The following is a 26,534-nucleotide window of genomic DNA, read 5'->3' as shown; positions in this document are numbered from 1 at the left end:
CGTCAGCCGTTCAGGGGTGCGACGAAACGACGAAGGGCCTCGACGACCACCTGGGGCGCGTCCGTGTGCACCCAGTGCGAGGCGCCCTTGACGGTCAGCTGGCGCACCTTGGGGAAGAGCGCCTGCATCGCGGGCAGGTCCTCGTCCTGGATGTACTCCGACTCCGACCCCGCGACCCAGAGCACCGGCCCCTCGTAGGGGGGCAGGTCACCGGCGAGCGCGGGCCAGTCGGCGATGAGCGAGCCGGTCCCCTTGGCCGCGTCCGCGGAGAAGAGGCCGAGGTTCGCCTGCCAGCGCCAGGTGTCGCCGTCGCGCCGCAGGTTCTGCATGAGGAACGCCTTGACGCCCGGGTTGGGCTCCTCGAACCGCGCCTCGGCATCGGCCCTGCTGGTCAGCTCTCCCAGCGGCAGCCGTTCCATCTCGGCGATGTAGCCGCTGAACCGGTCGAGGCTGCCGTAGGACTTCGGCGCGATGTCGACGACGACGAGTCGCGCGACCAGGTCGGGGTGCTGCAGCGCCAGGAGCATCGCGGTCTTGCCGCCGAGCGAGTGCCCGACGACCATCCAGCGCGCGTCCGCGTCGATGCCGCGCAGCGTGGCGGCGACCGCGTCGGCGTATGCAGCGAGGGAGAACTCCGTGCCCCACGGCGAGCGCCCGTGGTCGGGCAGGTCGACGAGCGTCGACCTGGCACCGTCACCCTCTGGGCCCGCGAGGGCCTTGGCGACCTGGGACCAGTTCCGACCCTGCCCGAACAGGCCGTGCAGGAACGCGACCCGCGGGCCGGCGGTGCCGACCGACAGGGTGTGCAGCGACGGTGCCTGCACCGTCGACACGGGCTCGGGCGACGACACCGGCTCGGGCGACGACACCGGCTCGGACGGCGGCGCAGCGCCGACGCTCACCTGCCGAGGAACTTCTCGAAGCCCGCCGGCAGCTGGGTGGGGTCGATGTCGGCGGGCGCGCTCCCGGCAGCACCCGACCCGAACGCCGAGCCCCCGCCGGTCTTGACGGCCTTGGCCTTCTCCGCCGCAGCGCGCTCGTCGGCGGCGCGCTTGGCGGGGTTGCCGGACTTGGACTTCTTGCGCTGGGGCTGCTGCTTGCCGCGCTTGCCCGCACCGCCACCCATACCGGGGATGCCCGGCATGCCGGGGATGCCACCGCCGCGGGCGAGCTGCTTCATCATCTTCTGCGCCTCGGTGAAGCGCTCCAGCAGGCCGTTGACCTCGGTCACGGTGGTGCCCGAACCCTTGGCGATGCGCAGCCGGCGCGAGCCGTTGATCTGCTTGGAGTGGGTGCGCTCGAACGGCGTCATCGAGCGGACCATGGCCTCGATGCGGTCGAACTCGCGCGGGTCGAGGTTGTCGAGCTGGGCCTTCATCTGGCCCATGCCCGGCATCATGCCGAGCATCGACTTCAGTCCGCCCATCTTCTTCAGGGCAGCCATCTGATCGAGGAAGTCGTCGAAGGTGAAGTCCTCCTCGGCGAGGAACTTGCGCTGCATCTCCGCCTGCTGGCGGGCGTCGAACGCCTTCTCCGCCTGCTCGATGAGGGTGAGCACGTCACCCATGTCGAGGATCCGCGAGGCCATCCGGTCGGGGTGGAAGACCTCGAAGTCCTTCACACCCTCGCCGGTGCTGGCGAACATGATCGGGCGACCGGTGACGGACGCGACCGACAGGGCCGCACCACCACGGGCGTCACCGTCGAGCTTGGACAGGACGACACCGGTGAAGTCGACGCCCTCCTGGAACGCGAGCGCGGTGTCGACCGCGGCCTGGCCGATCATCGCGTCGATGACGAACAGGACCTCGTCGGGCGAGATCGCCGTGCGGATGTCGGCGGCCTGCTGCATGAGGTTGGCGTCGACCGCGAGGCGTCCGGCGGTGTCGACGATGACCACGTCGTGCTGGTTGCGGCGCGCGTGCTCGATGCCGGCGCGTGAGACACCGACCGGGTCACCGAACGAGCGGGTGCCCTCCCCCGTCGGCCCGACGGCGTCGTGGCCGCCGATGTTGCCGCGCTCGGGCGCGTAGACCGGGACGCCGGCTCGCTCGCCGACGACCTCGAGCTGGGTGACGGCGTTGGGGCGCTGCAGGTCGGCAGCGACGAGGATCGGGGTGTGCCCCTGCTCCTTGAGCCAGCGCGCGAGCTTGCCGGCCAGGGTGGTCTTGCCGGCACCCTGCAGTCCCGCGAGCATGATGACGGTGGGCGGGTTCTTCGCGAACGCGATGGTGCGCGTCTGCCCGCCGAGGATGCCGACGAGCTCCTCGTTGACGATCTTGACGACCTGCTGGCCCGGGTTCAGGGCGCCGGAGACCTCTGCGCCGAGCGCCCGCTCACGCACTGCCGAGGTGAACTGCTTCACCACGGGCAGCGAGACGTCGGCGTCGAGCAGGGCCAGCCGGATGTCGCGCACGGTGGCGTTGACATCCGACTCGGACAGCCGCCCCTTCCCCCGGAGGTTCTTGAAGGTGGCGGTCAGGCGATCGGAGAGAGACGTGAACACGGCCCTCAGACTAATCGGTCACGGGGGCCTGCACCGACACGGTCACCATCACGAGCCGGCCGGGGCGCCGTCGCAGATGTCGATGACCATGGCCACCGTCTGCGCCACCTTGGCCGGCGGCAGCAGCCGTCCGCCGAACTCGGTGACGTAGAACGTGTCGAGCGTCTGCCCGGCGTACGTCGCGATGTGCGCGGACCGCACCGACAGACCGGCCTTGGCGAACCCCATACCGAGCTCGTGGAGCAGCCCCGGGCGGTCCTGGGCCCGCACCTCGATGACCGTCGCCTCGTCTGAGGCGTGCGGCACGACCAGCGCGCGGGCCTGGCCCGGCGACCCGGTGCCGGCCTGCGAGCTCGGCCGGGCCGCGAACTGGCGCCGGCGGTCGAGCAGGCCGAGGGGCCCGCGGTCCCCCTGCGCGAGCCGCTCGAGGCCGCGGACGATGCGCTGCTCCTCCGGGGGCTCGGTGCTCGGGCTCTCCACGTGCCACTCGTTGGCAGCGACCCCGTCGACGGTGCGCAGGATCGCGGTGCGGACGACCAGCCCGTATGCCGCGAGCAGGCCCGCGGTGTCGGCGAACAGTCCCAGCCGGTCCCGGTCGAAGACGTCGATGCGGTAGGAGCCGCCCTGCGGCCGGACGATGACACGGGGCTCCCCCGCCGCGACGGACTCGAGGTCCGCCGCCTCGACGGTCGTGCTCTCTGCGGGCGGTGGCATGGTTCCTTCCTCCCACCCGGTGCGGGCGGCGTCGGCGAGCTGGCGCAGCAGGGTGGCGCGCCAGTCGGTCCAGGCCTGCGGCCCGGCGGCTGAGGCGTCGGCCTCGGTGAGGGCGACGAGGAGGTCGAAGACCTCCCGCGAGCCACCGACCGCCTCGCGGGCCGCGGTGACGGTGCCGGGATCCTGGTGGTCGCGACGGGTGGCGAGGTCGATGAGGGTGAGGTGCTCGCGCACGAGGGTCGTCACGATGTCGACGTCGGCGGCCGGGTAGCCCAGCCGGGTGGCGATCGCGCGGGCGAGCGGCGCGCCGGTCGCGGAGTGGTCGTGGGCGCCCGGCACCTTGCCGATGTCGTGCAGCAGGGCGGCGAGCAGCAGCAGGTCGGCCCTGCTCACCCCGCGCACGAGCCCGCCGGCCAGGACCACGGTCTCGATGAGGTGGCGGTCGACGGTGTGGCGGTGCACGGCGCTGCGTTGCGGGCGCGAGCGAACGGCGGCCCACTCGGGCAGCCAGCGGTCGACGATCCCGGCCTGGTCCAGGCCCTCCCAGACCCCGATCAGGCCGGGGCCCGTGGCGAGCAGGTCCGCGAACAGGTCGCGGGCGATCTCCGGCCAGGGCTCCGCGAGCGTGGGCGGCTGGCCGGCGAGGTTGGCCAGCGTGGTGGGGGCGATCGGGAGGTTGTTGCGGGCCGCGACGACCGCAGCGCGCAACGGCAGCAACGCGTCGGTGGACAGGGTGCTGCGCGGCCCGAGGACGACCTCGCCGTCGTGCTCGAACATGCCGAAGCCGAGCGGGTTGAGCTGCGGTCGACGGGGACCGACGCGCAGGGTGCGGGCACGCTGGGACTGGCCGGCGCGCCGTACCGTCCCGTCGAGGGCGTAGGCGATGGTGCGGCCGGCGGTCGCGACCTGGGTGAGCATGTCGTCGGCGTCGGCGTGCCCGAGCAGGGCGGCGACCGCGTCGTGGTCCTCCCGGGTGAGACGGTCACGGCCCTTGCCGGTGACGACGTGCACGGCATCCCGGACGTCGAGGAGGACCCGGTGCGCCGCATCGACGGTCTCGTGCGGGCGGTCGGTGAGCCAGGCCGCGACCAGCGCGTTGAGGACGGTCATGTCGCGCAGGCCGCCGTGCGCCTCCTTGAGGTCCGCCTCGAGGCTCTGGGCGAGGTCGCCGTGGCGGGCGTGCCGCGCCTTGAGCCCGTCGATGAGCTGCGGGAGACGGCGGCGGGCGTTGGCCCGCCAGTCGTGCGACACGGTGGACCTGGCGGCCGTGACGACCTCGGCGTCACCCGCGACGCACTGCAGGTCCAGCAGGCCGACCGCAGCGGTCAGGTCGCCCGAGGCCACGGTGCGGCACTGGTTGACGGTCCGCACCGAGTGGTCCAGGCGCACTCCGGCGTCCCAGACGGGGTACCAGATGCGGTCCGCCAGGCCGCGCAGGTCCTCCCCGGACAGGGAACGGCCGTAGTGCAGCAGGACGAGGTCGACGTCGCTGAGCGGGCCGGCATCACCGCGGGCCAGGCTGCCGACCGCCGCCAGTGCCACTCCTTCGCTGCGACGGCCCCGCAGGGCCTCCTGCCACACGGTGGTCAGCCAGTCCCTGGTCAGGGTCGCGATCGCGTCGCGGCGCACCTGACCGGCACCGGGGGCGTCGAAGCCCCGAGCACCGGCCAGGTCCAGGCGGCGAGCCGCCAGGTCGGTCTGGTCGATCGTCATGTCAGCAACTGTGCCCTTTCGTCGTTTCGCGCAGTGCGCACCCGTGTTACGGCCGTGTTAGCGCTGGGGCGCGCAGAAGAGCCGACACCCGGGACGTGGTCGTCCCGGGTGTCGGCCTTCTCGAGCGGTTGCGGTCAGAGCGCGTCCACGCCGCGTTCGCCGGTGCGGACCCGCACGACGTCGTCGACGGGGACGGTCCAGATCTTGCCGTCGCCGATCCGGCCCGTCTGGGCCGACTTGAGGATGACCTCGGCGACCGACCCTGCGTCGATGTCGTCGACGAGGACCTCGACGCGGACCTTCGGCACGAAGTCGACGGTGTACTCCGCTCCGCGGTAGACCTCGCTGTGGCCGCGCTGGCGGCCGTAGCCGGACGCCTCGCTGACGGTCATCCCGGAGATTCCGTAGGCCTCGAGGGCCTCCTTCACCTCGTCGAGCTGGTGCGGCTTGATGATGGCGGTGACGAGCTTCATGCCTTTGCTCCCTCGTGGGTCTTGGCGCTGGGCGCTGTGGTCGAGATTGCGCCAGAGGAGCCGAACCGTCCACCCGACAGGCCGCTGAGGTCGTAGGCGCTCTCAGCGTGCTCGGACAGGTCGACGCCCTGGGACTCCTGGACCTCGTCGACACGGAAGCCCATCGTCTTGTGGATGGCCAGCCCGATCAGGTAGGTCATGACGAACGAGAAGATGAGGACCACGAAGGCACCGGTCGCCTGCGCGCCGAGCTGGGAGAGCCCGCCGCCGTAGAAGAGGCCCTCGTTGACGTCCAGGCCGGCGGCGCCGGTCGGGCTGCCCTTGGTGGCCAGCAGGCCGATGAGCAGGGTGCCGATGAGGCCACCGACGAGGTGGACACCCACGACGTCGAGGCTGTCGTCGAACCCGAACCGGAACTTGAGGCCGACGGCGAGCGCACAGCCCGCACCGGCCACCAGGCCGACGATGAGGGCACCGATCGGCGAGACCGTCGCACACGCGGGGGTGATGGCGACGAGGCCGGCGACCACGCCGGAGGCCGCGCCGAGGGACGTCGGGTGACCGTCCCGCACCTTCTCCACGACCAGCCAGCCGAGCATGGCGGTGCAGGTGGCGGCGAGCGTGTTGACCCACACACCGGCGGCCTGCGTCCCGGCGCCGAGGGCGGAGCCGGCGTTGAAGCCGAACCAGCCGAACCACAGGATGCCGGCACCGATCATGACGAGCGTCAGGTTGTGCGGACGCATCGGCTCCTTGGCGAACCCGATGCGCTTGCCCAGCACGATCGCCAGGGCGAGGCCGGCAGCACCGGCGTTGATGTGGATCGCGGTTCCACCCGCGAAGTCGTAGGCAGCGGCACCGCCGAACAGCAGCCCGTCCGCCTTGTTGGCGATCCAACCGCCCGTCTCCGCGGCATAGCCGCTGAACGCGAACACCCAGTGGGCGGCGGGGAAGTAGACGACGGTCGACCACACGACGGTGAAGACCGTCCAGGCCGTGAACTTGGCGCGATCGGCGATCGCACCGGAGACGAGCGCCACCGCGATGATGGCGAAGACGACCTGGAAGGCCACGAAGGCCGGGGCCGGGATGCCACCTGCGGCAGCGGTGCCGGCGGCAGCGTCAGCAGGGACGTAGCCGTAGATCTGGTCCAGAACTCCCTTGAGTCCGAAGTGGGTGAAGGGGTTGCCCAGCAGTCCGCCGCCCAGGTCGGGGCCGAAGGTCTCGCTGTAACCCCAGAGGATCCACACTGTGCCGACCGTGCCCATGGTGATGAAGCTCATCATCATCATGTTCAGCACGCTCTTGGTCCGAACCATGCCTCCGTAGAAGAGGGCCAGGCCCGGTGTCATGAACAGCACCAGGGCCGCCGCAGCAAGGACCCAGGCGGTGTTCCCGCTGTCGGTGAACGGCGTGTCGGCCGTCACGAAGGTAATAGCGCTCATGCGGAGAACCATGCCGTCGGCGGATTTCGCCGAGGTCCGTCGTTTGTTACGCCTGTGTTAGCGGCGTCGCAGATCCGTAAGCATCAGGTAACCGAATGGTCAACGTCTCGCATCGTGGGACCAGCGGCCGGCTGCGCGTCCGGACGCTCCTCAGCGGGCGGGCTGGGCCGCGTCGGTCCGCTGCGGCCCCAGCGGTCGCGCAGCCACGCGGCATACTGCTCGAGGGGCAGGAAGGCGAGCATCATCACCAGGTGCGGCCAGAACGCGATGGTGATCGCGGCATACGTCATCGCGTGGAAGACGAACCAGCCGGCGACGACCCGGCGACGCCAGCGCTCGGACAGCAGGAAGATCACCGGCGAGGTGAGCTCGGCGGTGAACAGCACCCACTGGAACCAGTGCAGCGTCCACGGCACCTCCAGCAGCCACTGCGCCATCGGGGTGCCGCGGCGGACGACGGCCCGCACCATGGTGGCGGAGTTGACCCAGTCCCAGCCGCCGAAGCGGATCTTGGCCCAGGCCGACAGGAAGTAGGTCGCGACGGCCGCGAGCTGGATGGCCCGCAGGGCGAACCCGGCGGCCTCGCTGCGCCGCTGGTCCGACAGGTGCGCCAGCCCCACGGTCGGCAGCAGGGCGAGCGCCACGACGAAGTCGGCCCGGTCGTGGTCGACCTTGCCGTAGGAGAAGGCCACGTACTGGTACCAGACCCAGCCGATGGCCACCGCCCAGCCGAGCAGCCGGGGTGCGCGCCCGGTCATCGCCGCCATCGCCGCGGCGACACAGCCCCACTTGAGCGTCTCCACGAGCAGGACGGTCGCGGCGGGGAGGTGCAGCACCCGGCCCATGACCAGGGGCTCGTACCAGACCGGGTCGGCGTAGCCGTGGTACCAGCCGGAGGTGTGCAGGAGCAGGACGTCGACGACGACGAAGGCGAAGACGAGCAGGCGCAGCACGGCCACGCGCGCCAGCGGCATCGGGGTGAACAGCCACCCGCTCAGGCGGTTCATCGCGCCTCCCACTGCGCGAGGACCTGGGTGCGGACCTCACCGGTGGGCTTGCGGTCGACGACGACGATCTGGCGACGGACGACGCGCAGCGCGGTCCAGCCGGGGGCCTTCGGCCGCAGCTCGGCGTGGCTGCGGGCCAGGGTGCCGAGCCGGTCGGGGTGCGCGGTGATCTGCGGGATGCGGCCCTCGATCTCGGCGCGGTTGAGGCCGGTGTTCTCCGGCGTGAGCGGGGCGTCGACCCAGGTGCCGGGTGCGGCGGCGGTCTGCACCTCGATGCCGGTGGAGATCACTGACCCCGTCGCGGCCTGCGACGTGGAGAACATCCGCCACGGGCTGAACGGCCACCACGGGTCGTCGCCGACGAGCGAGCCCGCGCAGAACAGCACGGCGAGCGCGAGGACGACGACGGTCCGCCACGACTTCGCGGCGGCACCCAGTCGCACGACCGCCGGTTCCACGTCCACAGGGTATGCCGCGGCGTCACCCGTCATGGCGCGCACCATTGCCCGACCCTCTGGGTCAGCACCGGCAGGAACAGCGGTCGCAAGTCAGCGACGCCAGGCCGCCTCGATCTGGTGGTGGCCGTTCTGCGTGTAACCGGCGCGGACCGTCAGCGTCCCGTCGCTGACCTGCGAGCTGTACGTGAAGTCGGTGACGACCTCGGGGTCAGACACCTCGCCCGGGGTGAGGGTCGAGGTCCGCCACGTCTCCCAGTCCGCTGCTCGGGGCCCGGACTCGCTGCTCACCAGCACGTCGTCGCTCTGACCCCGCACCTGCACGAAGCTGCTGCCGTTGCCAGCAAAGCCCAGGCTCGGGTCGCCGGAGATAGGCCCGAGGGTCACCCACGGCGCGGACCGACCGTTGGCCGTCAGCGCCACCATGCCCACGCGGACGCGCCCGTCGGCGACGCGGTGGGCGACCACGGCGCTGTCCCATCCCGGGTACGGCAGGACGTCGGGACGCCCCTCGACCCCGGTGGCCAGGGTGGTCAGCCCCGTGATCGAGGTGCCGTCGTAGGTGCCCAGCCGCAGCCGGCCGTCGGAGGCGACCACCGCGAGCCGGACCGTGCCGTCCCCCCTCTCCCAGGCGGAGACGCTGACCGGACGAAGGCCGGACAACCCGGCTGGGCGCCACGGGAGGAACTCCCCAGACGTGAGCAGCTGCTTCTTGACCCACAGCCGGCCTTCGGGGTCGACCGCGAAGTGGAAGGCGTTCTTCCCCAGCACGGCAGAGGTCGGTGAGGTGGCCATCCGGCCGCCTTCGTCGGTTGCAGGCGCTAGGCCGAACACCCCCGGCCGCTGCAGCGCACCGTACATCGTCGAACTCGACGTCGTGGTGAGGACCGACAACCGGTCGTCCTGCAGGCGGGTCAGGGACGGCGTCCCGACGAGGTTGCTGGCCTCGAACAGCAGGTGCGCCTGCTGCATCCCACCCGAGACCGCGTCGAACCGGGCCCACGTCAGACCTGTGCCCGGGTCGGGGGTGACGGCGTCGATGTCGCGGGACGTCCGCACCGTCACGACGCCGGGTCGATCGGTCCTCCAGGCCATCGGGGTGACGGGAGATGGGACGAACGACGTGGTGAGGCGACACGAGCTGCTGCCTGCCGAGACCTGCCTCAGCGTGTGCCACCCGGTGCCGACCTGGTGGCCACTGACCACCCACGTCCGGGTGTCCTCCCGGTAGCGGTAGTGGATCATCCGGCCGTCCGGCCGCGTGGCCAGCAGCACGTCGCCGCCGGGTGAGGTGATGCGGGAGAAGGCGCCCCACCCAGAACCGACCCTGCGCGAGACCGACAGGATCCGGTCGCTGGTGGCCTCGTATCGGACCCGGTCGAGCTCGCCGTTCGAGCGCCGCAGGTAGAGCACGCCGTCGCCGGCGGCCACGACGAGGTTGCGCGTGGATTCGGCCTCCAGTACCAGGTCGTGCACCCGCACCAGTCCCTCGTGCGCGGAGTCGAACCGGTAGGCCTCGACCGCACCCGCGTCGGTGAGTACGAAGATGGTCCCGCGCTGGTCGACCGTGATCCGGCCCGCCCTCGAGGCCTGGGCCCAGTCGGCGAGGTAGCCGAAGTGTCGGCGCTGCACGTCCCAGACGCCGGCGGAGGTGCGGTGGTAGAGGTACATCCCGCTGCCGCTCAGCGCGTAGACCCAGCCCGCATCGGCCGCGAGCACCGTGCCGTACACGTTCCAGCCGGTGCCGATCCTGATACGGCCCGTGAAGGCCGCCCCCGGCGACGCAGGCGAGCCCAGCGCGTAGGACCAGAGAGCCCCGGCGCCGTCCACCGCCAGCACCGGCGCGCTGGCAGCGCACGTCACCGTGTCGGCGGCGGAAGCCGGCGCCGCGGGACTCGTGCCCAGTGCCGCCACGAGTGCGGCGACGGCGACGGCGACGCGTCGAAGACGGCTCGTGGTGGTCATGCGCATGGTGGTCCCCTGGTGATGGTCTGCGGTCGTCAGCCGCTGACGAGGCCCACTCCCCCCTCGTACGCACGGCTCCGGCAGGGTACGGCAGGAGAGCCCCCGGTGGGGGGTTTGTGGTGGTTCACCGCACGACCTTCTCCAGCGCCCAGCTCAAAGACCTGTGTCAGGAACCGGCGAACCAGTCCTGGTGGGCGCGGAACCATGCCGCGTCACGGCGGACCCGGGTCGGGGTGCCCTGCTCGACCAGGGCGGCGAACGCCGGATCGCGGTCGGCCAGGACCTCGAGCGCATCCGCGTGGTCGGTCATGCAGGTGAGCACCGCGGCCGGTGTGCGCGAGCGCTGGTCGTCGTCGACGCCGTACCCGTCGAGCAGGGCGGCGAACCGCGACCTGGCCACCTCCAGGTCGTCGGAGCCGAACTCGCGGCGAGCTGCCTCGCGGTCGTCCCACAGGGGCGTCCACGCCCACAGCGCGTAGGCGAGGTCCTCGACCGGGTCGCCCGGGGCCGCGAAGTCGAAGTCGATGACGGCGAACGACCCGTCATCACGCAGCACGGTGTTGTAGGTGCCCACGTCGTGGTGGACCACGACCTCACCGGGCGCCGGCTCACGGCCGGGGACCAGGCGCCAGGGCAGGTCCGGGTCGGGGACGAACCCCTCCTGCGCGTCGTGGAACGCGCGGATCCACGCACCGATCGCCCGGCAGGCGCCGACCGTCTGGAACGCCGGAGGCACCGGGTGGGGCCCGAGGGTCCCGACAATGCCCTCGATGAACGAGAGGACCTCGCGGCCCTGCTCGTCGGTATGCAGCGCCCGCGGCGCCGCGTCGAAGCCCACCTCCTCGAGGTGGTCGAGCAGGGCGTGCACGGCCGGGGTCCAGTGGCCGACCTGGCGACGCACGGTGTCATCGACCCGGACCACCAGACCGGTGTTGCCACCGCTGAGGACCTCGCCGTCACCGTGTGCGGGCGGACGGATGGCCATGGAGTCGCTCACCGGCGAGCCGCCCGGCGGGCGACCCAGGTGGCCAGCAGGGCGACCAGCACGAGGGACACCGCGGCACCGAGGCCCTCGACGAGCTGGCCCCGGTCGGCCCGCGGCCGGGAGGACGAGGTCGCGTGCGGCCGGGAGGACGAGGTCGCCGACGCAGCGGGGCCGGTGCCGGCGGACGGGGTGGCTGTCGGGGTCGGCGCTGCACCCGTGGGGGTGGTGGCCTTCCCGGTGGCGCCGACGGGGACGGGCACCTCCTGCACCGGGGAGCGCCGCCCTTCGGTGCCGACGAGCAGGCCGTCGCCGTCGGGCGCCAGCGCGATCGTCTCCCCCTGGCGTTGCAGCGGGAGGAACGCCGAGACGGTCGGGCGCCAGGTCTTCGGGTCGAGCAGGACGAGCTGGGTGTAGGTGCGCACGGCGAGCGCCGACCCGTCCGCGAGGAACACCGCGTCGGTCGCCACTGCAGGGGCGTCCGCGAGGCGCTCGAGGCGGTTCAGGCCGTGCCGACTCGGGTGCTCGGGAAGGGCGTAGACGGCTCCGGCAGCACCCTTGGTGACGACCAGGACTCGTCCGGTGTGCGGGTCGACCGCGAGGGACTCGGCGTCGTGCGGGCCGTCGGGGTAGGCCAGCTCCCAGGAGGCCCAGGACCCGCTGGTGTCCCCCAGCGCCGGCTCGTCGAACCAGAAGACCCGCACGCGCTGGCGACTGCGCGAGTTGTCACCGACGTCGGCGACCAGCACCCGGCCCTGCGGGGTGATCGCCAGCGCCTCGACGTCGACCACCGGTGCATCAAAGGTGTGCACCCCGGTGGTGCGCCCGGTGGTCGTGTCGACGGCGAAGATCCGCGCCGAGTCACCCGAGTCGTTGGCGGTCCAGACCGTGTGCGGGTGGGCCCGGCTGAGGGCCAGTCCCGACGACTCGGCCACTCGGTCGTCGAGGATCCGGAAGTCGGTCGCGGCGGCGACCGCGGACGTGGCGCCGGCCCACGCCATACCCAGCGTGCCTGCGGTGAGGATCGCGACCGCAAGCGGTCGACGCAGGCGTAGGCCGTGCACCCCCAGACGAGAGGTCCCCGGACCAGGCATCCCCACGCCTTGCACCCTCAGGCCGTGCACCCTCAGTCGAGCAGCGCGTCGACGAACGCCTCGGGGTCGAACGGTGCGAGGTCGTCCGGACCCTCCCCCAGGCCGACGAGCTTGACCGGGACGCCGAGCTTGCGCTGGACCGAGACGACGATGCCGCCCTTGGCGGTGCCGTCGAGCTTGGTCAGGACGATGCCGGTGACATCGACGACCTGGGCGAACACCTCGGCCTGGCGCAGGCCGTTCTGGCCGGTGGTGGCGTCGAGGACCAGCAGCACCTCGTCGATCGGGCTCTGCTTCTCGATGACGCGCTTGACCTTGCTGAGCTCGTCCATCAGGCCGACCTTGTTGTGCAGGCGGCCGGCGGTGTCGACCAGGACGACGTCGGCCTCCATCTCCATGCCCGCCTTGACGGCGTCGAACGCGACCGCCGCAGGGTCGGCGCCGTCGCGGTCGGACCGCACGGTCGGCACCCCGACCCGGGCACCCCAGGTCTCGAGCTGGTCGGCGGCCGCGGCGCGGAACGTGTCGGCCGCCCCGAGGACGACGTCCTTGTCCTCGGCGACGAGCACGCGCGCGAGCTTGCCGACGGTGGTGGTCTTGCCGGTGCCGTTGACCCCGACGACCAGGACGACGGCGGGGCGCGTGCCCACCCGGCTGCTGGCGACGGTGCGGTCCAGGCTCGGGTCGACCAGGCGCAGCAGGTCCTCACGGAGCCAGCTCCTGACGGTCGCCTCGTCGGTGGTGCCCTCGACCTTGACGCGGGCCCGCAGGCTGTCGACGAGCTCGGTCGTCGCCTCGACACCGAGGTCGGAGCTGATCAGGGTGTCCTCGACCTCTTCCCACGCGGCCTCGTCGAGGCGTCCCCGTGACAGCAGGGCGAGCAGGCCGTGCCCGAGGGCGGAGTTGGAGCGGGACAGCCGCGCGCGCAGCCGGGTCAGCCGACCCTGGGCGGACTCCGGGCGCTCGAGCGTCGGGACCTCGGGCTCCGGCAGCGTCTCGGGTGCGGGGAGGGTGTCCACACCGCCGCCGACGTCCTCGACCGACCGCTTGGCGGCGTCCCGGGGCTCGGTGGCGTCGTCCCCGACGCCCGGCAGCACGTCCGTGTCGGGCCCGGTCGAGACCGGGGGCCGCGGGGCCTCCTTGGTCTTCCCTCCCCCGCCGCGCACGAGCCCGAGCAGCACACCCCCGAGGACCACGAGGATCCCGACGGCGATGGCGATCCATTCCCACAGCTGATCAATCACGCGGGCCATCCTCCCCCATCACCGGTGCTGCAGACGATTCGGCACCGCCCCTCGGATGGCACGACCACCGCACGCACACCGCCCCCGGTCGCTGCTGCGGCCGAGGGCGGTGTGGTGGGTCACGACGGGATCACTACGGGAGCGGGATGCTCCACATGCCCCGGCCGTGCGTGGCGGCGTACAGATCGCCGTCGGGTGCCACCTCGAGGTCCATGACCACGGTGGTCGGCAGCCCGGACCCGAGCACCTGCCAGGACGTCGCGCCGGGAGCCCGGTAGAACGTCGTCAGGTCGGTGCCGAGCACGAGCCCGCCGTTGGACAGCCGCTTGACCGAGCTGGCCGGCACGTCGGGCAGGTTGCCGCTGATGTCACTCCAGTGCGCCCCGCCGTCGGTCGTCTCGTAGACGTGGCCGACACCGGCACCCGGGCCCTCGGTGAACCGGCGCGAGAAGCCGTTGATCGCGGCATACGCGTGGTTGCCGTTGGCCGGGTCGACGGTCAGGCCCTGCACGAAGCGGTTCGGGAACGAGGAGTCCAGCGTCAGCTGGTGCCACGTGCCACCGGCGTTGGTGGCGATGCCCCGGGTGAAGCCTGCGTTGTTGCAGGGACCGCACCAGGACACGTAGGCGGCGCCGTTGTTCATCGAGACCGCCGTCGCCGAGTGGCCGGCACCGAGGTCGAACACCTTCTTCAGGGCGCTCGCGTCGCGGGCCTTCCACACGTCGGTGGCGGTGTAGACGTACTGCCCGCCGAAGATGGCGTTGTCCGGCAGGGAGCCGTCCAACCCCATGGGCGCGATGAAGCGTGCACCCGGGTCACCGGGGTTGAGCGACCAGGACGTCGCCGTGGCGGTACTGGTGGCACCGGGGTTGGTGGCGCAGTTGTTCGTCACGTAGACCGCAAGGTTGGTGTACTCCTGCAGCTGGTTGCACCCGTTGCGGGGGTCAGCAGCACCGTCGCCACCGTCACCACCGAAGTTGGAGCCCATCTCCGTGTCGCCGTTGGTGCCGTTCGGCGCCACCTTGCGAAGGTTGGAGACACCGTTGTCCTGCAGGCCGCCGGAGACGACCATCCCGGTGCCGGTCGGGTCCTTGCCCACCGACGAGGAGTAGTACTGCAGGGAGCCCAGCGTGCCGTCAGACGACATCGACTTGAGGTCGGTGGCGTTGCCGTTGGCGTTGACCGTGCCGTTGACCGGACGGCGGTAGATGCCACCGTCGTTGCCGAAGAACACGACCGGTGCGCCGCCCGCGGAGCCGACGGCGACCGAGTGCTGGTCCGAGTGGCCGGCGAGCGGGCAGGTGTTCTTGGTCGGGTCGATGCTCCAGCACGGGAAGGTGAAGTTCCAGTAGGGCGAGACGGCGTTCCAGTGGGATCCGGCGTCCTTGGTCTCGAAGACCTCCTCGAGGCCGGCCCAGACGTGGTCGGCGTTCGACGGATCCACCTGCAGGAACTGGTTGTACCAGGCCTGCACGCCGACGCCGTAGCCCTTGCGGTCCAGCGCGGAGCCGCTGTTGTGCAGCTGCTGCTGGTTGGCGATCTGGTTCCACGGCCCGCTCGGTGAGCCGGTCTTGGAGACGTAGATGCCGGCGAGCGAGGACGAGGCGTTGATCTTGCTCGGCTGCTGGACCATGGCGTAGAGGCGGTCGCCGGTCTTGCTGAAGGCGAACGTCGTGTAGCCGATGTCGTCGGTGTTCGCGATGCCACCGGGGACGACGGACAGCTTGTGCCAGCTCGACGGGCCCTTGGTGAAGTCGCTGGACTCGTAGAACCCGTTGTAGGTGTCACCCGAGCGCCAGCCGATGGCGGCGATCACGTGCTTGGGGTTCTTCGGGTCCACGGCGATGTCGTTGACGATGTTCTTGTAGGCCGCGTTCGTCGGACCCGACGAGGTGTTCCCCGACCAGTTCGAGCCCGCCGGGACGAGCACCTTGCCCGCGTCGTCGGTGATCTGCGGCATGTACGACATGTTGGGCGCGAAGCCGAAGGTCCAGTCACCCGACGGCGAACCGGCGGCGTGGTACCAGATGCCACGGTTGGTCGCGGCGAAGACAGTCGAGCCGCCCCAGCGCACCCGGCCGATCGTGGTCGACTCCAGCTCCTTGCCACCCACCCTGTCCGAGGGGGCGAAGGACCCGGTCGTCGGGTTGGCCAGTCGGTACACGCCGGAGCCGACGTAGGACGTGCCACCGGTGTTCGCCTCGCCCGTGGCGAACCACAGCGAGCCGTCGTTGCCGGCGAGCTGCAGGTCGCCGCCACTCAGGGACGGCAGCTGGTCGGCGATGGGCGTCCATGCGCCGCCGCCCTGGCTGGAGCGCCACACGCCGCCGTCGGCGCCCGCGGCATACACGTGGTTGGCCGAGTCAGCGGCCATGCCCGTGATGCGCCCGGTGCCGTAGCCCGCGCCGCCCGAGGAGTTGGAGTACCAGTCGCGGTACCGGGTGTCGTCCTCGTTGTAGGGGACCTTGGTGACCTCGTTCCAGGTACCGGCGGTGTGCGGCATCGAGGACAGCTGGGTGAAGGCGTTGCCGTAGGCGCCGGGGGCGACGATGCCGGGCGCGGTCCGCGGCTGGGCGAACTGCTCCTCGATCGTCACGGCTTCCTTGGACTCGTTCTGCGACTCGGTGGGGTTGCCACCGGCGATCATGAGCGCCTTCTCCATGACGACAGGGTTGTAGTGCTTGTCGCGCCACTGGTACTTCAGGTAGGCCTCGTTGAGCTCGTGGCGGCCGAGGAAGCCGGCAGAACCTGCGGCGACCAAGGCGATTCCGGCACCGGCGGCGACGAACCGACGGGCGCGGGGAGTGATGGATGCCATCGTGGGCGTCTCCTCCGACGGGGGGATGAGCCCGGTCGGGCCCGCCCCAATATCGGGCCCCAGGAGACATTTGGCCCATGACATCTGTCATGGGCCGTTCAGTCGAGGCGCGGCATCGGTCGTTTCGGTGAATGCGCAGGTCAGCGTGGCTGCCCCGGACGACCGGTCAAAGGGCGTGCAGCGGCGTTCGAGGCCCTGGAGGACCGGGTCGGTCAGCTGGCCTTGCGCTGCTGACCGGCGTCCTCGGCCGGGTCACGCTGCACCGTCTCGGCCACCTTGTCCTTGGTGGCGCTGATGACGTCGCCGGTCTTCTCGATGGTCGACTCGAGGGTGGCCTCGGTCTTCTCCTTCACCGCGGCGACGATCTCCTCGCCCTGGGGGCTGAGCAGGTCGCGGCCCTCGCGGCGCGCAGGGACCGCCACGACGGCGACGACGGCCAGGGCCAGTCCGACGCACAGCAGCATCCCGATGATCAGCGCAAGCATGTGACCAGAGTGCCTTGCCGCGGCACCCCGACCAAATCGACACCCCGCCGTGGGACGAGCGTTCCCGCCCGCAGCGGGACGCGACACGCTGCCCCGCCTGCGACGCTGCCAACCTGAAGCGCCCCTCAGGCGCTCTGCGCCACCACGTCGCGGATCCGTTGCGACACCACGGTCGTCACGCCGTCACCACGCATCGACACGCCGTACAGCGCGTCGGCCACCTCCATGGTGCGCTTCTGGTGGGTGATGACGATGAGCTGGCTGGAGTCGCGCAGCTCCTCGAAGAGGGTGATGAGGCGGCCGAGGTTGGCGTCGTCCAGCGCCGCCTCGACCTCGTCCATGATGTAGAAGGGGCTGGGCCGCGCCTTGAAGATCGACACGAGCAGCGCCACCGCCACGAGGGAGCGCTCGCCACCGGAGAGCAGCGAGAGCCGCTTGATCTTCTTGCCGGGCGGGCGGGCCTCGACCTCGATGCCCGTCGTCAGCATGTTGGAGGGATCGGTCAGCGTCAGCTTGCCCTCACCCCCGGGGAACAACCGGCCGAAGACGCCCTCGAACTGGGCGGCGGTGTCGTGGAACGCCTCGGTGAAGACACGCTCGACCCGCTCGTCGACCTCCTTGACGATGTCGAGCAGGTCGCGCTTGGACTTCTTGAGGTCCTCGAGCTGGTCGGTGAGGAACTTGTGACGTTCCTCGAGCGCTGCGAACTCCTCCAGCGCGAGGGGGTTGACCCGGCCGAGGGCGTTCAGGGCCCGTTCGGCCTTGCGCAGTCGCTTCTCCTGCACCTCCCGGACGAACGGTGTGGGCTCGGGCAGGTCGTCCTTGTCGTCATCGGGTCCGGGGACGTGCGGCACCAGCTGGTGCGGCCCGAAGTCCTCCATGAGCACGGCCGGGTCCATGCCGAGCTCCTCGACGGCCTTGGCCTGCATGGCCTCGATCCGCAGCCGCTGCTGGGTGCGCGCCACCTCGTCGCGGTGCACCGTGTCGGTGAGGTCGCGCAGCTCGTCCTGCAGGGCGTTGACCTCGCGGCGGACCTGGGCGAGCGCCTGGTCGCGCTCGGTGCGGGCGGTCTCCGCGAGCGCGCGCTGGCGGGCGGCGGTGTCGAGGGTGGTCGCCACGAGCGAGACGGCGTATGCCGCGCCGCGACGGACCGCCTCAGCCACAGCGGCCTCGCGCTTGCGGCGTTCCTGGCGGGCGGCGAGACGCTGCCGGGCGGCCAGCTCGTTGCGGGCTGCGCCCTCGAGGGAGTCGGCGCGGCCCTTCAGGGCGCGGGCGCGCTCCTCCTTGGTGCGCAGGGTGAGGCGCAGCTCGGTCTCGCTCGCGCGGCCGCGGCTGGCCAGGGCCTCGAGGCGGTCGCGCTCGTCGGTGCTGGGGTCCTGGGCCTCGGTGGGCTCGGCACTGGCCTCGTCGAGGCGCTCGGTCAGCCCGGCGAGCTCGAGGCGGTCGGCCTCGAGGGCCTCGGTCGCCGTGGCGATGCTTCGCTCGGTGCGTTCGGCCTCGGCCTTGGCCGCCCGGACGGTGGCACCGAGGTGCCCCAACCGCTCGGCGACGGCGGCCATCTTGGCGTCGGAGTCGTGCAGGGCCTCGAGGGCCGCCTCGACGTCGTCGGCTGCGTGGCTGTGGCGCTCCTGGGCGCTGGTGAGGGCGAACCTCGCCTGCTCCCCGCGCCGCGTCGCGTCGGCGACCCGGTCACGGGTCTCGTCGACGGCCGACTGGATCTCGATCAGGCTCGGGGCGTGGCTGCTGCCACCGCGCACGAACCCGGGTGCGAAGACGTCGCCGTCGGCGGTGACCGCGGTGACGCCCTCGCCCCTCGCCACGAGCGAGGCGGCCAGGGCGGGGTCGTCGACCAGGGCGACGCGGTCGAGCAGCTGCTCGACCGCCGGCCGGACCGTGACCGGGGCCTCGACGACGTCGCGCGCCCAGACGGCCGAGCCCTCCAGGGCAGGCCACGTGGCGGGGTCGCTGGACGTCGCGGTCTGGCCGACGAGGAACGCCGCCCGGCCCGCGTCCTGCTCGCGCAGCGAGACCAGGGCACGGGCCGCGTGGTCGATCGACTCGACCGCGAGCGCGTCGCCGGCCCAGCCGAGGGCGGCGGCGACGGCAGCCTCGTGGCCGCCCTTGACCTGCAGCAGCGAGGCGACCGACCCCAGGATGCCGTGCCGGCTGTCGGCGGCCGCGAGCAGCGTCGCGGCACCGTCCTTGCGGGACAGGCTCAGCTCGAGGGCCTCGAGGCGTGCCGCGGCGGTGGTGCGGTCGCGCTCGGCCATGCGCTCGGCCTCCTTGTGCCCCTCGACCTCGGCCTCGATGCCTTCGAGCACGGCTGCAGCCTTCTCGTAGGCGCTGTCGAGGCCCTCCTCGCCCTCCTCGTCGACGGCGACCGACGCCTCGAGCTGGGTGAACTCGCGCTCTGCGGCGGCAGCACGCTCCAGCGACTGCTCGACGATCCCGCGCAGACGGCCGATCTCCGCCTCGCCGGCCTCGATGCGACTGCGACGGGCACCGACCTGGCCGGCGAGCTTGGCCAGGCCCTCACGGCGGTCGGCCGCGGCACGGACCAGGCGCTGGAGGCGCTGCTGCTCCGCGGCATACGCCTGCTCGGCCTCTGCGCGGGTGCTCACGGCGGCCTCGAGCGCCCGGGCGGCCTCGCGGACGTCGGCGAGCAGCGACTCCTCCTGCTTGCGGGCCTCGGCGGCCTGCGCCTTGAGCTCCTCGGGGTCGCGGCCGGTGGTCTGCTCGTCCTGACCGTCCTGACCGAGCAGCCGGACCCGCTCCGAGGCCAGCGACTCGGTCGAGGCGAGCTTGTCGCGCAGCTGCTGCAGGCCGAACCAGCGCTCCTGCGCCCTGGTCAGCTCGGGGGCTGCGTCCTGGGCCTGCTGCTCGAGGGTGGCCAGTCGGCTGCGGAGGGTGGCCAGCCCCTCCTCGACCTCGGTGCGCTTGGCGATGAGGGCGGACTCGTCGGCGACCTCCTGCTCGAGGGTCGAGGTGAGCTGGACGAGGTCGTCGGCGAGCAGGCGCAGGCGGGCGTCGCGGGCGTCGGCCTGGATGCCTGCGGCGCGCCGGGCTGCCTCGGCCTGGCGGCCGAGCGGGCCGAGCTGACGACGGATCTCACCGGTCAGGTCGTTGACGCGGGTGAGGTTGGCCTCCATCGACTCGAGCTTGCGCAGCGCCTTCTCCTTGCGCTTGCGGTGCTTGAGGACGCCGGCAGCCTCCTCGATGAACCCGCGCCGCTCCTCGGGGGTCGCACGCAGGACCGCGTCGAGCTGGCCCTGGCCGACGATGACGTGCATCTCGCGACCGATGCCGCTGTCTGACAACAGCTCCTGGACGTCGAGCAGGCGGCAGGACGTGCCGTTGATCGCGTACTCGGAGCCACCGTTGCGGAACATCGTCCGCGCGATGGTGACCTCGGTGTAGTCGATCGGCAGGGCGCCGTCGGAGTTGTCGATCGTCAGGGCGACCTCGGCCCGGCCGAGCGGCGCGCGTCCGGCTGTGCCGGCGAAGATGACGTCCTCCATCTTGCCGCCGCGCAGGCTCTTGGCCCCCTGCTCCCCCATGACCCAGGCGAGCGCGTCGACGACGTTGGACTTGCCGGAGCCGTTGGGCCCGACGATGCAGGTGATGCCGGGCTCGAGGCGCATCGTGGTCGCCGAGGCGAAGGACTTGAAGCCCTTCAGGGTCAGGCTCTTGACGTACACGAGCGGGTCGGCTCCTGGGTGAGGTGGCGAGGACGGGCAGACGGGGTCTGGATCGCAGCCACCCTACCCGCGTGGACACCGCGCTCCCGGGAGCACGGCCCGTCCTGCGTTGCCTGTGCACCGTGGGGCGGATGGGGCACGAGAGGTATGGCGTCTGCCGTCAGGACTTGGCGATGGCCTCGTGGTGGTGGATGACCTCGGCGATGACGAAGCCCAGGAACTTCTCGGCGAACGTCGGGTCGAGCCCGGCGGTGTCGGCGAGGTCGCGCAGCCGCGCGATCTGGGACTCCTCACGCGCGGGGTCCGCGGGCGGCAGGCCCTGACGGGCCTTGAGCTCGCCCACCTGCTGGGTGCACTTGAAGCGCTCGGCGAGCAGGTGGATCAGGGCGGCGTCGATGTTGTCGATGCTCGCGCGCAGGCGCAGCAGCTCGGCGGACGTGGCCCCCGGGTGGTCGGGACCGAGCGGTGGAGTGGGCGGTGGAGCGGGCTGGGTCACCCGGCAATCGTAGGCGCGCCCGCACCGACGACGTCCGGCCGTCTCACGTGCTCCCGCGCCTGCTCGCGCAACAGGTCGTTGTCACGCTGGAGCCGATCGACCAGGTGCTCCAGGTCAGCGACCCGGCGACGCAGCTCGAGGGTCTCGAGCATCAGTCGCTGGTCGTTGGCAGTGCGGTAGCCGACGAGGGCCTTGGCCATGGTGACTCCTTGCAGACGGCTGGGGGCCGTCAGGGATGTGGCGTCGGGTCGGGCCCGGGAGCAGGTGCCGTCGCAAGGTGCCGGGTGGGCAGGTTGCCGGGCAGGTGCCGGTGGGGCCGTCTCTCAGAGTGACAGCCTCACCAACGTCGGTCAATGGACGATCCCGGGCGAATGGCGACCAAAGCCGCACGTCACGGTCCCCCGGTCCCCCGCGCTACTTCTCGAGGAAGCCCGTCAACCCCTCACGTGGGGCGCCGAAGGACGTCACGCAGGTCTGCACCTGCCCCGGCCGCAGGTGCTGCGACGGCTTCTCCTCGAGGAGGGCGACGAGCCGGCGCACCTGGTCCTGGTCCCCCTGCGCCACGACCTCGACCCGGCCGTCGCTGGTGTTGCGTGCATGGCCGACCAGGCCGAGCTCCAGCGCACGGGCTCGCACCCACCACCGGAAACCGACGCCCTGCACCTGTCCGTGCACCCAGATGACCGCACGAGCGGGACCGCTGTGATCCATCTGCACCACCCCTTTCCGACCAGTTGTACAACTGCAGGAGCCCCGCTGTCAGCCGCGCCGGACCCGTGGCCTCGGCTGGCACCGGGGGCAGGAGAACGACGACCGGTTCATGAAGGCCTCGCGCCGGATCGACGTCCCGCAGCGATCACAGGGCCTACCCTCCTGACCGTACGCGTGCAGTGAGCGGTCGAAGTAGCCCGACGCACCGTTGACGTTGACGTACAACGCGTCGAAGCTCGTCCCGCCCTGACCCAGCGCCTCGGTCATGACGGTCCGCGCGTGGTCCAGGATCCTCGAGAGCGTGGGCCTGGTCAGCGACGAGCAGAGCCGCTCGCCGTGCACCTGCGCCCTCCACAGCGCCTCGTCGGCGTAGATGTTGCCGACGCCGGACACGAGGGTCTGGTCGAGCAGGGCCCGCTTCACGGCCACGTCCTTGGCCTTCATCCTGCGGACCACTGCGCCCTGGTCGTAGGCCGCCTCGAGAGGGTCCGGGGCGATGTGGGCCACGGGCTCGGGCACGCCCTCGGGCGTGAGGTCCGCGAGCGCCATACCGCCGAACGTCCGCTGGTCGACGAACCTCAGCTGCGGGCCCTCGTCCGCGAAGTCGAACACCGCGTGGAGGTGCTTCTCCGGCGGGGCGTCGGCGGCCTCGACGAGCAGCTGGCCGCTCATGCCGAGGTGGGCGATCAGCCCCTGGCGCGATCCGTCGGGGGTGCGCAGCACCAGCCAGAGGTACTTGCCGCGCCGCCGCGCCTGCTCGACGTGGTTGCCGGCCAGCCGGTCCGCCAGGTCGAGCGGCCCGGGCAGGTGCCGGCGCGCGACGCGGGTCCCGCGGAACTCCGCCCGCTCGATCGTGCGGCCGACGACGTGGTCGGCCAGCCCGCGCCGGACCACCTCGACCTCGGGCAGCTCGGGCATGGCGGTATGGCGTCCGCTCGCCTAGGAGGGCGAGCCCGCGACGGCGTCGGCCGCCTCTGCGGCCTCCGCGGCCCGGGCGCTCAGCGCGCGCCAGGCCAGCTCGGCAGCCTTCTGCTCGGCTTCCTTCTTCGACCGGCCCGTGCCGGCGCCCAGCACCTCCGAGGCCACGACCGCCTGCGCGGTGAAGGTCTTCTCGTGGTCCGGGCCCTCCTCCTCGACCCGGTACTCCGGGACGCCGAGGGAGGTTGCGGCGGACAGCTCCTGCAGGCTGGTCTTCCAGTCCAAACCGGCGCCGAGCGTGGCGCTGGCGGCCATGAGCGGGTCGAGCAGGTGGTGCACGAGCGTGGCCGCGGCGTCCATGCCGGCCGACAGGTAGACGGTGCCGATGACCGCCTCCATCGTGTCGGCGAGGATTGAGGCCTTGTCGCGGCCGCCGGTGGTCTCCTCGCCGCGTCCGAGGCGGACGTGGTCACCCAGGCCGAGGGTGCGGGCGACGTCGGCGAGGGCCCGCATGTTCACCACGGCGGCACGCAGCTTGGCCAGCTGGCCCTCGGGCAGGTCGGGGTGCGTCGTGTAGAGCGTGTCGGTGACGACCAGCCCGAGCACCGAGTCGCCGAGGAACTCGAGGCGCTCGTTGTTGGGCAGGCCACCGTTCTCGTACGCGTACGAGCGATGGGTCAGGGCGCGCAGAAGCAGCGGCTCGTCGATGGGAGCCTCCACCACACCGGTGAGGTGCTGGAGGAACTCGTCGACGGGCCGCTGCTTCTCGCTGTCCCCCACGGGGGACGGAGTGGAACTCACGAGGGGTTCGGGCTGTCTCAGCCCTGGTGCTCGGTGCGCTCGGCGACCGTGTAGTGACGACCCTTGTAGGAGCCGCAGGACGGGCACGCGATGTGCGGCTGCATCTGGGCCTTGCACTGGGGGCACACGGTCAGCGTGGTCGCCGTCGTCTTCCAGTTCGCGCGACGCGAACGGGTGTTGGAGCGCGACGTCTTCCGCTTCGGGACAGCCACGTCAGTTCCTCTTCTCTTCGATGGTGCTCTGGGTGGTGGTGCTGGCATCGGTGGACAGCGCGTTCAGCGCGGCCCACCGGGGGTCGATCACATCGTGCTGGTGGTCGGGGTCGTCGGCCAGGCGCGCTCCACACTCGGAGCACAGACCCGGACAGTCCTCCCGGCACACCGGCTGGAACGGCAGTGCGGGCACCACCGTGTCCAGGAGCACCGACTCGAGGTCGAACAGGTCGCCCTCGAGCTTGAGCTCCTCGGTCTCGTCGTCGTCCGCCCCCACCTCGCGGTGGTGGGCAGCACGGTCGGCGTAGGCGAACAGCTCCTGGAAGTGACCGTCCACGTCGTGGGCGATCGGGTCCAGGCACCGCACGCAGGCGCCGGTTGCCGTGGCGTGGACCGAGCCGGTCACCAGCACTCCCTCGACCACGGACTCGAGCCTCAGCCCGATCTGCATCTCAGCACCCTTGGGCACTGCGATGACGTCCGTGCCGAAGTCGGCAGGCGCCTCGACGGTCCGCTGGACCGGCACCATGGTTCCGGGTCGCCGACCGAGGTCCGTGGTGTCGAAGACCAACGGCGATCGGGGATTGAGGTGTTCCATGGCTCCAGCTGTGTCGAGTGACTCGGCCACCCGCCTCGGATGAGACGTAGACCGACGCACGAGGTTACCGGAGCACGACCCACTCTCCCAAATGCACGGCGATCGGGCCCGGGTCAGCGCCCCGACGGTGCCGAGGGCAGGCGGTCGAGGGCGGCGCCCAGCCGGGGCGCCAGCGTGCTGACGTAGGTCGCCGTCAGGTGGTCGCCGGCCCGGTGGATGGTCACGTGCCCGATCGCCACGGGGCACCTCGCGACCGGGCAGATGAAGGGCGTCAGGTCGATGAGGGGGGCGCCCGACTCCGCAGCGGCCTGCCGCTGGGCAGGCAACCCGCTCCCGGCCACGGCCGGCGCCCGGTCGAACGAGCAGAGACTGAGCCGGTGGGGGTGGCGCGCGGTGCACACGTCGAGGTCGTCCGGCGAGAGCGGGCTGTCGGCGATCACCGCCATGGGGATCCCGAGGTCGGCGACCTCGCGCCACCTCGTGGCCAGGCCGCGCACGAGCGCCTCCGTGGTCGAGGCGCCACCGTCCCAGGCCCTGGCGGCATACCCGGAGGTCAGCAGGAGGTCCGGCGGGTGGGCACGCAGGGCGTCCATGACGTGCCTGTTGAAGGCGTCGCACGACGGGTAGCGCTTCCCCGCCGACTCGGCCTGCCCCGCAGCGAACGCGCAGGCCGACTTGCCGTACGTCACCACCCGCCACCCCCGCTGCGGCGCGAGGCGCTGGAGCGCGGGGAGCCACTGCATCGCCTTGGAGTCGCCGACGAGGGCGACCGTGAGGGGGCCGCCCGCCACACCGAACTCGCACGGCACGGGCGTCTCGGCGAGCCGGTCCACCTGGCAGCGGTCGACGTCGGCGGCCGGGCGGTCCTTCCCCGCGAGCTGGGGGTCGGGGGTCAGCCACCCCCAGTCGTCCACGGCGTAGGCGGCGGGGTCGGGATCGGGGGGCGTCGTCAGGGTGGCGGCACCCAGGCCACCCACCGCCGGTACGGCGCCGGAGACGGGCGTGGTGCGAAAGGGCGAGGGAGCCTGGGTCAGGGGCACCGCCGCGAGCGCGCCCGCGGCGGACAGGGCCGCGCCGAGCACGAGCACCCGCTGCGTTCTCGCCGCCAGGGCGGCGTTGTGGTGCACCGGCTGCTCGAGGTACCGGTGGCTCAGCCAGGCGGGCACCACGGAGAGCAGCGCGACGACGACCCGCAGCGGGCCGGTCAGCCCGTCCAGGGCCCACCCGGTGAGGACCAGCGCCGGCCAGTGCCACAGGTAGATCGAGTACGACAGACCGCCGACCCAGACCATCGGCCGGGTGCCGAGCACCCGGACCGGGCCGTGGGGCGTGCCGGTCCACCCCGCCCAGAGGACGGCTGCGACGCCGAGGGTCGGGACCAGGGTCCACGCGCCGGGCGTCGTCGCGCCGCGAGGAAGCCACAGCGCGCTGCCGAGGACCGCCGCGAGCCCGGTCCACCCGATGGCAGCCGCCACGCGGTGCGACACGGGCGTCCGCGGTCCCCCGTCGACCGGGGAGGACTCAGGGGCTGCGCACCAGAGGGCCAGCGCCGCCCCGACCCCGAGCTCCCAGGCCCGGGTGGTCGTGACGAAGTACGAGCGGGCCGGGTCGCGGACACCCAGCCACACGGCATACGCGAAGGACGGCACGGCGAGAAGCGCGAGCAGCAGGCCGACCGACCGCATCGAGGGCCGGCGGCCGTACCGGCGCAGCATGAAGCCCAGGGCGATGAGGGCCAGCGGCCACACGACGTAGAACTGTTCCTCGACGGCCAGGGACCAGAAGTGCTGGACCGGGGAGGGCACGGTGTCCGAGGCTAGGTAGTCCACGGCGCGGTGGGCCAGGACCCAGTTGACGACGTAGAGCGCGGCGCCGGCGACGTCCGTGCCGATCTCGCGGCGCCGCAGGCCGGGCACGACGAACCACGCCACGGCGGCTGTCACGACGAGCACCAGGACGGCCGCCGGGAGCAGGCGCCTGACCCGGCGCCCGACGAAACGGGTCCAGGAGATCGTGCCGGTGCCCATGAGCTCGCGGACGAGGATCCCGGTGATGAGGAACCCGGAGATGACGAAGAAGACGTCGACCCCGAGGAAACCGTTCTGCAGCGGCAGGCCGGCGTGGTGGATCAGGACGAGCAGGACGGCGACCGCCCTCAGCCCTTCGATGTCCGGCCGGAAGCGCGCCGGTCGCTGGGTC

22 protein-coding genes are annotated in these 26,534 nt (G+C 71.9%); all 22 read right to left on the bottom strand.

Annotated features, from left to right (window positions below; genetic code table 11):
* Nucleotides 1-2: 2 nt before the first annotated feature.
* Nucleotides 3-902 (bottom strand): alpha/beta fold hydrolase, encoded by a 900-nt coding sequence (locus tag ABEG17_RS14070; protein WP_406830101.1) that lies wholly within the window; start codon nt 900-902, stop codon nt 3-5.
* Nucleotides 899-2,506, bottom strand: coding sequence for a signal recognition particle protein (gene ffh / locus ABEG17_RS14065; RefSeq protein WP_406830100.1), 1,608 nt, complete (start codon nt 2,504-2,506; stop codon nt 899-901). The genes ABEG17_RS14070 and ffh overlap by 4 nt, the downstream gene beginning before the upstream one ends.
* Nucleotides 2,507-2,554: 48 nt before the next feature.
* Nucleotides 2,555-4,933 carry a [protein-PII] uridylyltransferase gene (locus tag ABEG17_RS14060; RefSeq protein ID WP_406830099.1) on the bottom strand — a complete coding sequence of 793 codons (2,379 nt, stop codon included), beginning with the start codon at nt 4,931-4,933 and terminating at the stop codon, nt 2,555-2,557.
* 134 nt (nt 4,934-5,067) lie between these two features.
* Complete coding sequence (locus ABEG17_RS14055) at nt 5,068-5,406, bottom strand: P-II family nitrogen regulator (protein WP_406830098.1); 339 nt, start codon at nt 5,404-5,406, stop codon at nt 5,068-5,070.
* Complete coding sequence (locus ABEG17_RS14050) at nt 5,403-6,851, bottom strand: ammonium transporter (protein ID WP_406830097.1); 1,449 nt, start codon at nt 6,849-6,851, stop codon at nt 5,403-5,405. The genes ABEG17_RS14055 and ABEG17_RS14050 overlap by 4 nt, the downstream gene beginning before the upstream one ends.
* An 83-nt stretch (nt 6,852-6,934) precedes the next feature.
* A complete protein-coding gene (locus tag ABEG17_RS14045) occupies nt 6,935-7,858 on the bottom strand; it encodes a hypothetical protein (protein ID WP_406830096.1) in 924 nt (307 codons plus the stop codon).
* Entirely contained in the window at nt 7,855-8,349 is a 495-nt protein-coding gene (locus ABEG17_RS14040; protein ID WP_406830095.1) for a hypothetical protein, read from the bottom strand. Before ABEG17_RS14040 ends, ABEG17_RS14045 begins: the two co-directional genes overlap by 4 nt.
* A 57-nt stretch (nt 8,350-8,406) precedes the next feature.
* Nucleotides 8,407-10,278 carry a tachylectin-related carbohydrate-binding protein gene (locus ABEG17_RS14035; RefSeq protein WP_406830094.1) on the bottom strand — a complete coding sequence of 624 codons (1,872 nt, stop codon included), beginning with the start codon at nt 10,276-10,278 and terminating at the stop codon, nt 8,407-8,409.
* 166 nt (nt 10,279-10,444) lie between these two features.
* Nucleotides 10,445-11,275 carry a phosphotransferase gene (locus ABEG17_RS14030; protein WP_406830093.1) on the bottom strand — a complete coding sequence of 277 codons (831 nt, stop codon included), beginning with the start codon at nt 11,273-11,275 and terminating at the stop codon, nt 10,445-10,447.
* Nucleotides 11,272-12,360 (bottom strand): hypothetical protein, encoded by a 1,089-nt coding sequence (locus tag ABEG17_RS14025; protein WP_406830092.1) that lies wholly within the window; start codon nt 12,358-12,360, stop codon nt 11,272-11,274. Before ABEG17_RS14025 ends, ABEG17_RS14030 begins: the two co-directional genes overlap by 4 nt.
* A gap of 26 nt (nt 12,361-12,386) precedes the next feature.
* The gene (gene ftsY, locus ABEG17_RS14020; protein ID WP_406830091.1) at nt 12,387-13,607 is read right to left on the bottom strand and encodes a signal recognition particle-docking protein FtsY; all 1,221 of its coding nucleotides are present in this window, start codon (nt 13,605-13,607) and stop codon (nt 12,387-12,389) included.
* 124 nt (nt 13,608-13,731) lie between these two features.
* Nucleotides 13,732-16,416 (bottom strand): hypothetical protein, encoded by a 2,685-nt coding sequence (locus ABEG17_RS14015; RefSeq protein WP_406830090.1) that lies wholly within the window; start codon nt 16,414-16,416, stop codon nt 13,732-13,734.
* Between the two features lie 212 nt (nt 16,417-16,628).
* On the bottom strand, nt 16,629-16,901 hold the full coding sequence (locus tag ABEG17_RS14010) for a hypothetical protein (protein ID WP_406830089.1): 273 nt from the start codon (nt 16,899-16,901) through the stop codon (nt 16,629-16,631).
* A 125-nt stretch (nt 16,902-17,026) separates the two neighbouring features.
* The gene (gene smc / locus ABEG17_RS14005; RefSeq protein WP_406830088.1) at nt 17,027-20,599 is read right to left on the bottom strand and encodes a chromosome segregation protein SMC; all 3,573 of its coding nucleotides are present in this window, start codon (nt 20,597-20,599) and stop codon (nt 17,027-17,029) included.
* 160 nt (nt 20,600-20,759) lie between these two features.
* Nucleotides 20,760-21,026 (bottom strand): chorismate mutase, encoded by a 267-nt coding sequence (locus tag ABEG17_RS14000; protein ID WP_406833208.1) that lies wholly within the window; start codon nt 21,024-21,026, stop codon nt 20,760-20,762.
* 65 nt (nt 21,027-21,091) lie between these two features.
* Nucleotides 21,092-21,295 carry a hypothetical protein gene (locus ABEG17_RS13995; protein WP_406830087.1) on the bottom strand — a complete coding sequence of 68 codons (204 nt, stop codon included), beginning with the start codon at nt 21,293-21,295 and terminating at the stop codon, nt 21,092-21,094.
* Between the two features lie 214 nt (nt 21,296-21,509).
* Nucleotides 21,510-21,806 carry an acylphosphatase gene (locus tag ABEG17_RS13990; protein WP_406830086.1) on the bottom strand — a complete coding sequence of 99 codons (297 nt, stop codon included), beginning with the start codon at nt 21,804-21,806 and terminating at the stop codon, nt 21,510-21,512.
* A 48-nt stretch (nt 21,807-21,854) separates the two neighbouring features.
* On the bottom strand, nt 21,855-22,724 hold the full coding sequence (mutM, locus tag ABEG17_RS13985; RefSeq protein WP_406830085.1) for a bifunctional DNA-formamidopyrimidine glycosylase/DNA-(apurinic or apyrimidinic site) lyase: 870 nt from the start codon (nt 22,722-22,724) through the stop codon (nt 21,855-21,857).
* A 21-nt stretch (nt 22,725-22,745) separates the two neighbouring features.
* The gene (gene rnc, locus ABEG17_RS13980) at nt 22,746-23,447 is read right to left on the bottom strand and encodes a ribonuclease III (RefSeq protein ID WP_406833207.1); all 702 of its coding nucleotides are present in this window, start codon (nt 23,445-23,447) and stop codon (nt 22,746-22,748) included.
* A gap of 95 nt (nt 23,448-23,542) precedes the next feature.
* Nucleotides 23,543-23,737, bottom strand: coding sequence for a 50S ribosomal protein L32 (rpmF, locus tag ABEG17_RS13975; protein ID WP_406830084.1), 195 nt, complete (start codon nt 23,735-23,737; stop codon nt 23,543-23,545).
* A gap of 1 nt (nt 23,738) precedes the next feature.
* Nucleotides 23,739-24,335: a YceD family protein gene (locus tag ABEG17_RS13970; RefSeq protein ID WP_406830083.1), complete on the bottom strand. Its 597-nt coding sequence runs from the start codon at nt 24,333-24,335 to the stop codon at nt 23,739-23,741.
* 113 nt (nt 24,336-24,448) lie between these two features.
* Nucleotides 24,449-26,494, bottom strand: coding sequence for an acyltransferase family protein (locus ABEG17_RS13965; RefSeq protein WP_406833206.1), 2,046 nt, complete (start codon nt 26,492-26,494; stop codon nt 24,449-24,451).
* Nucleotides 26,495-26,534: the final 40 nt, after the last annotated feature.

Origin of the sequence: Pedococcus sp. KACC 23699, assembly GCF_045348425.1 — a bacterium.
Classification (GTDB): Bacteria; Actinomycetota; Actinomycetes; order Actinomycetales; family Dermatophilaceae; genus Pedococcus.
Note: the sequence above shows the minus strand (reverse complement) of the source record. Positions and strands in the feature narration are given on the sequence as shown.

Bases quoted from the DNA above. Each gene is read 5' to 3' on its own strand.
- ABEG17_RS14060 (WP_406830099.1), bottom strand. From the start codon at position 4,933: ATGACGATCGACCAGACCGACCTGGCGGCTCGCCGCCTGGACCTGGCC.
- ABEG17_RS13995 (WP_406830087.1), bottom strand. From the start codon at position 21,295: ATGGCCAAGGCCCTCGTCGGCTACCGCACTGCCAACGACCAGCGACTG.
- ABEG17_RS14050 (WP_406830097.1), bottom strand. From the start codon at position 6,851: ATGAGCGCTATTACCTTCGTGACGGCCGACACGCCGTTCACCGACAGC.
- ABEG17_RS13970 (WP_406830083.1), bottom strand. From the start codon at position 24,335: ATGGAACACCTCAATCCCCGATCGCCGTTGGTCTTCGACACCACGGAC.
- ABEG17_RS14045 (WP_406830096.1), bottom strand. From the start codon at position 7,858: ATGAACCGCCTGAGCGGGTGGCTGTTCACCCCGATGCCGCTGGCGCGC.
- ABEG17_RS14055 (WP_406830098.1), bottom strand. From the start codon at position 5,406: ATGAAGCTCGTCACCGCCATCATCAAGCCGCACCAGCTCGACGAGGTG.
- mutM (WP_406830085.1), bottom strand. From the start codon at position 22,724: ATGCCCGAGCTGCCCGAGGTCGAGGTGGTCCGGCGCGGGCTGGCCGAC.
- ABEG17_RS14035 (WP_406830094.1), bottom strand. From the start codon at position 10,278: ATGACCACCACGAGCCGTCTTCGACGCGTCGCCGTCGCCGTCGCCGCA.
- ftsY (WP_406830091.1), bottom strand. From the start codon at position 13,607: ATGGCCCGCGTGATTGATCAGCTGTGGGAATGGATCGCCATCGCCGTC.
- ABEG17_RS14040 (WP_406830095.1), bottom strand. From the start codon at position 8,349: ATGACGGGTGACGCCGCGGCATACCCTGTGGACGTGGAACCGGCGGTC.
- ABEG17_RS14015 (WP_406830090.1), bottom strand. From the start codon at position 16,416: ATGGCATCCATCACTCCCCGCGCCCGTCGGTTCGTCGCCGCCGGTGCC.
- ABEG17_RS13990 (WP_406830086.1), bottom strand. From the start codon at position 21,806: ATGGATCACAGCGGTCCCGCTCGTGCGGTCATCTGGGTGCACGGACAG.
- ABEG17_RS14010 (WP_406830089.1), bottom strand. From the start codon at position 16,901: ATGCTTGCGCTGATCATCGGGATGCTGCTGTGCGTCGGACTGGCCCTG.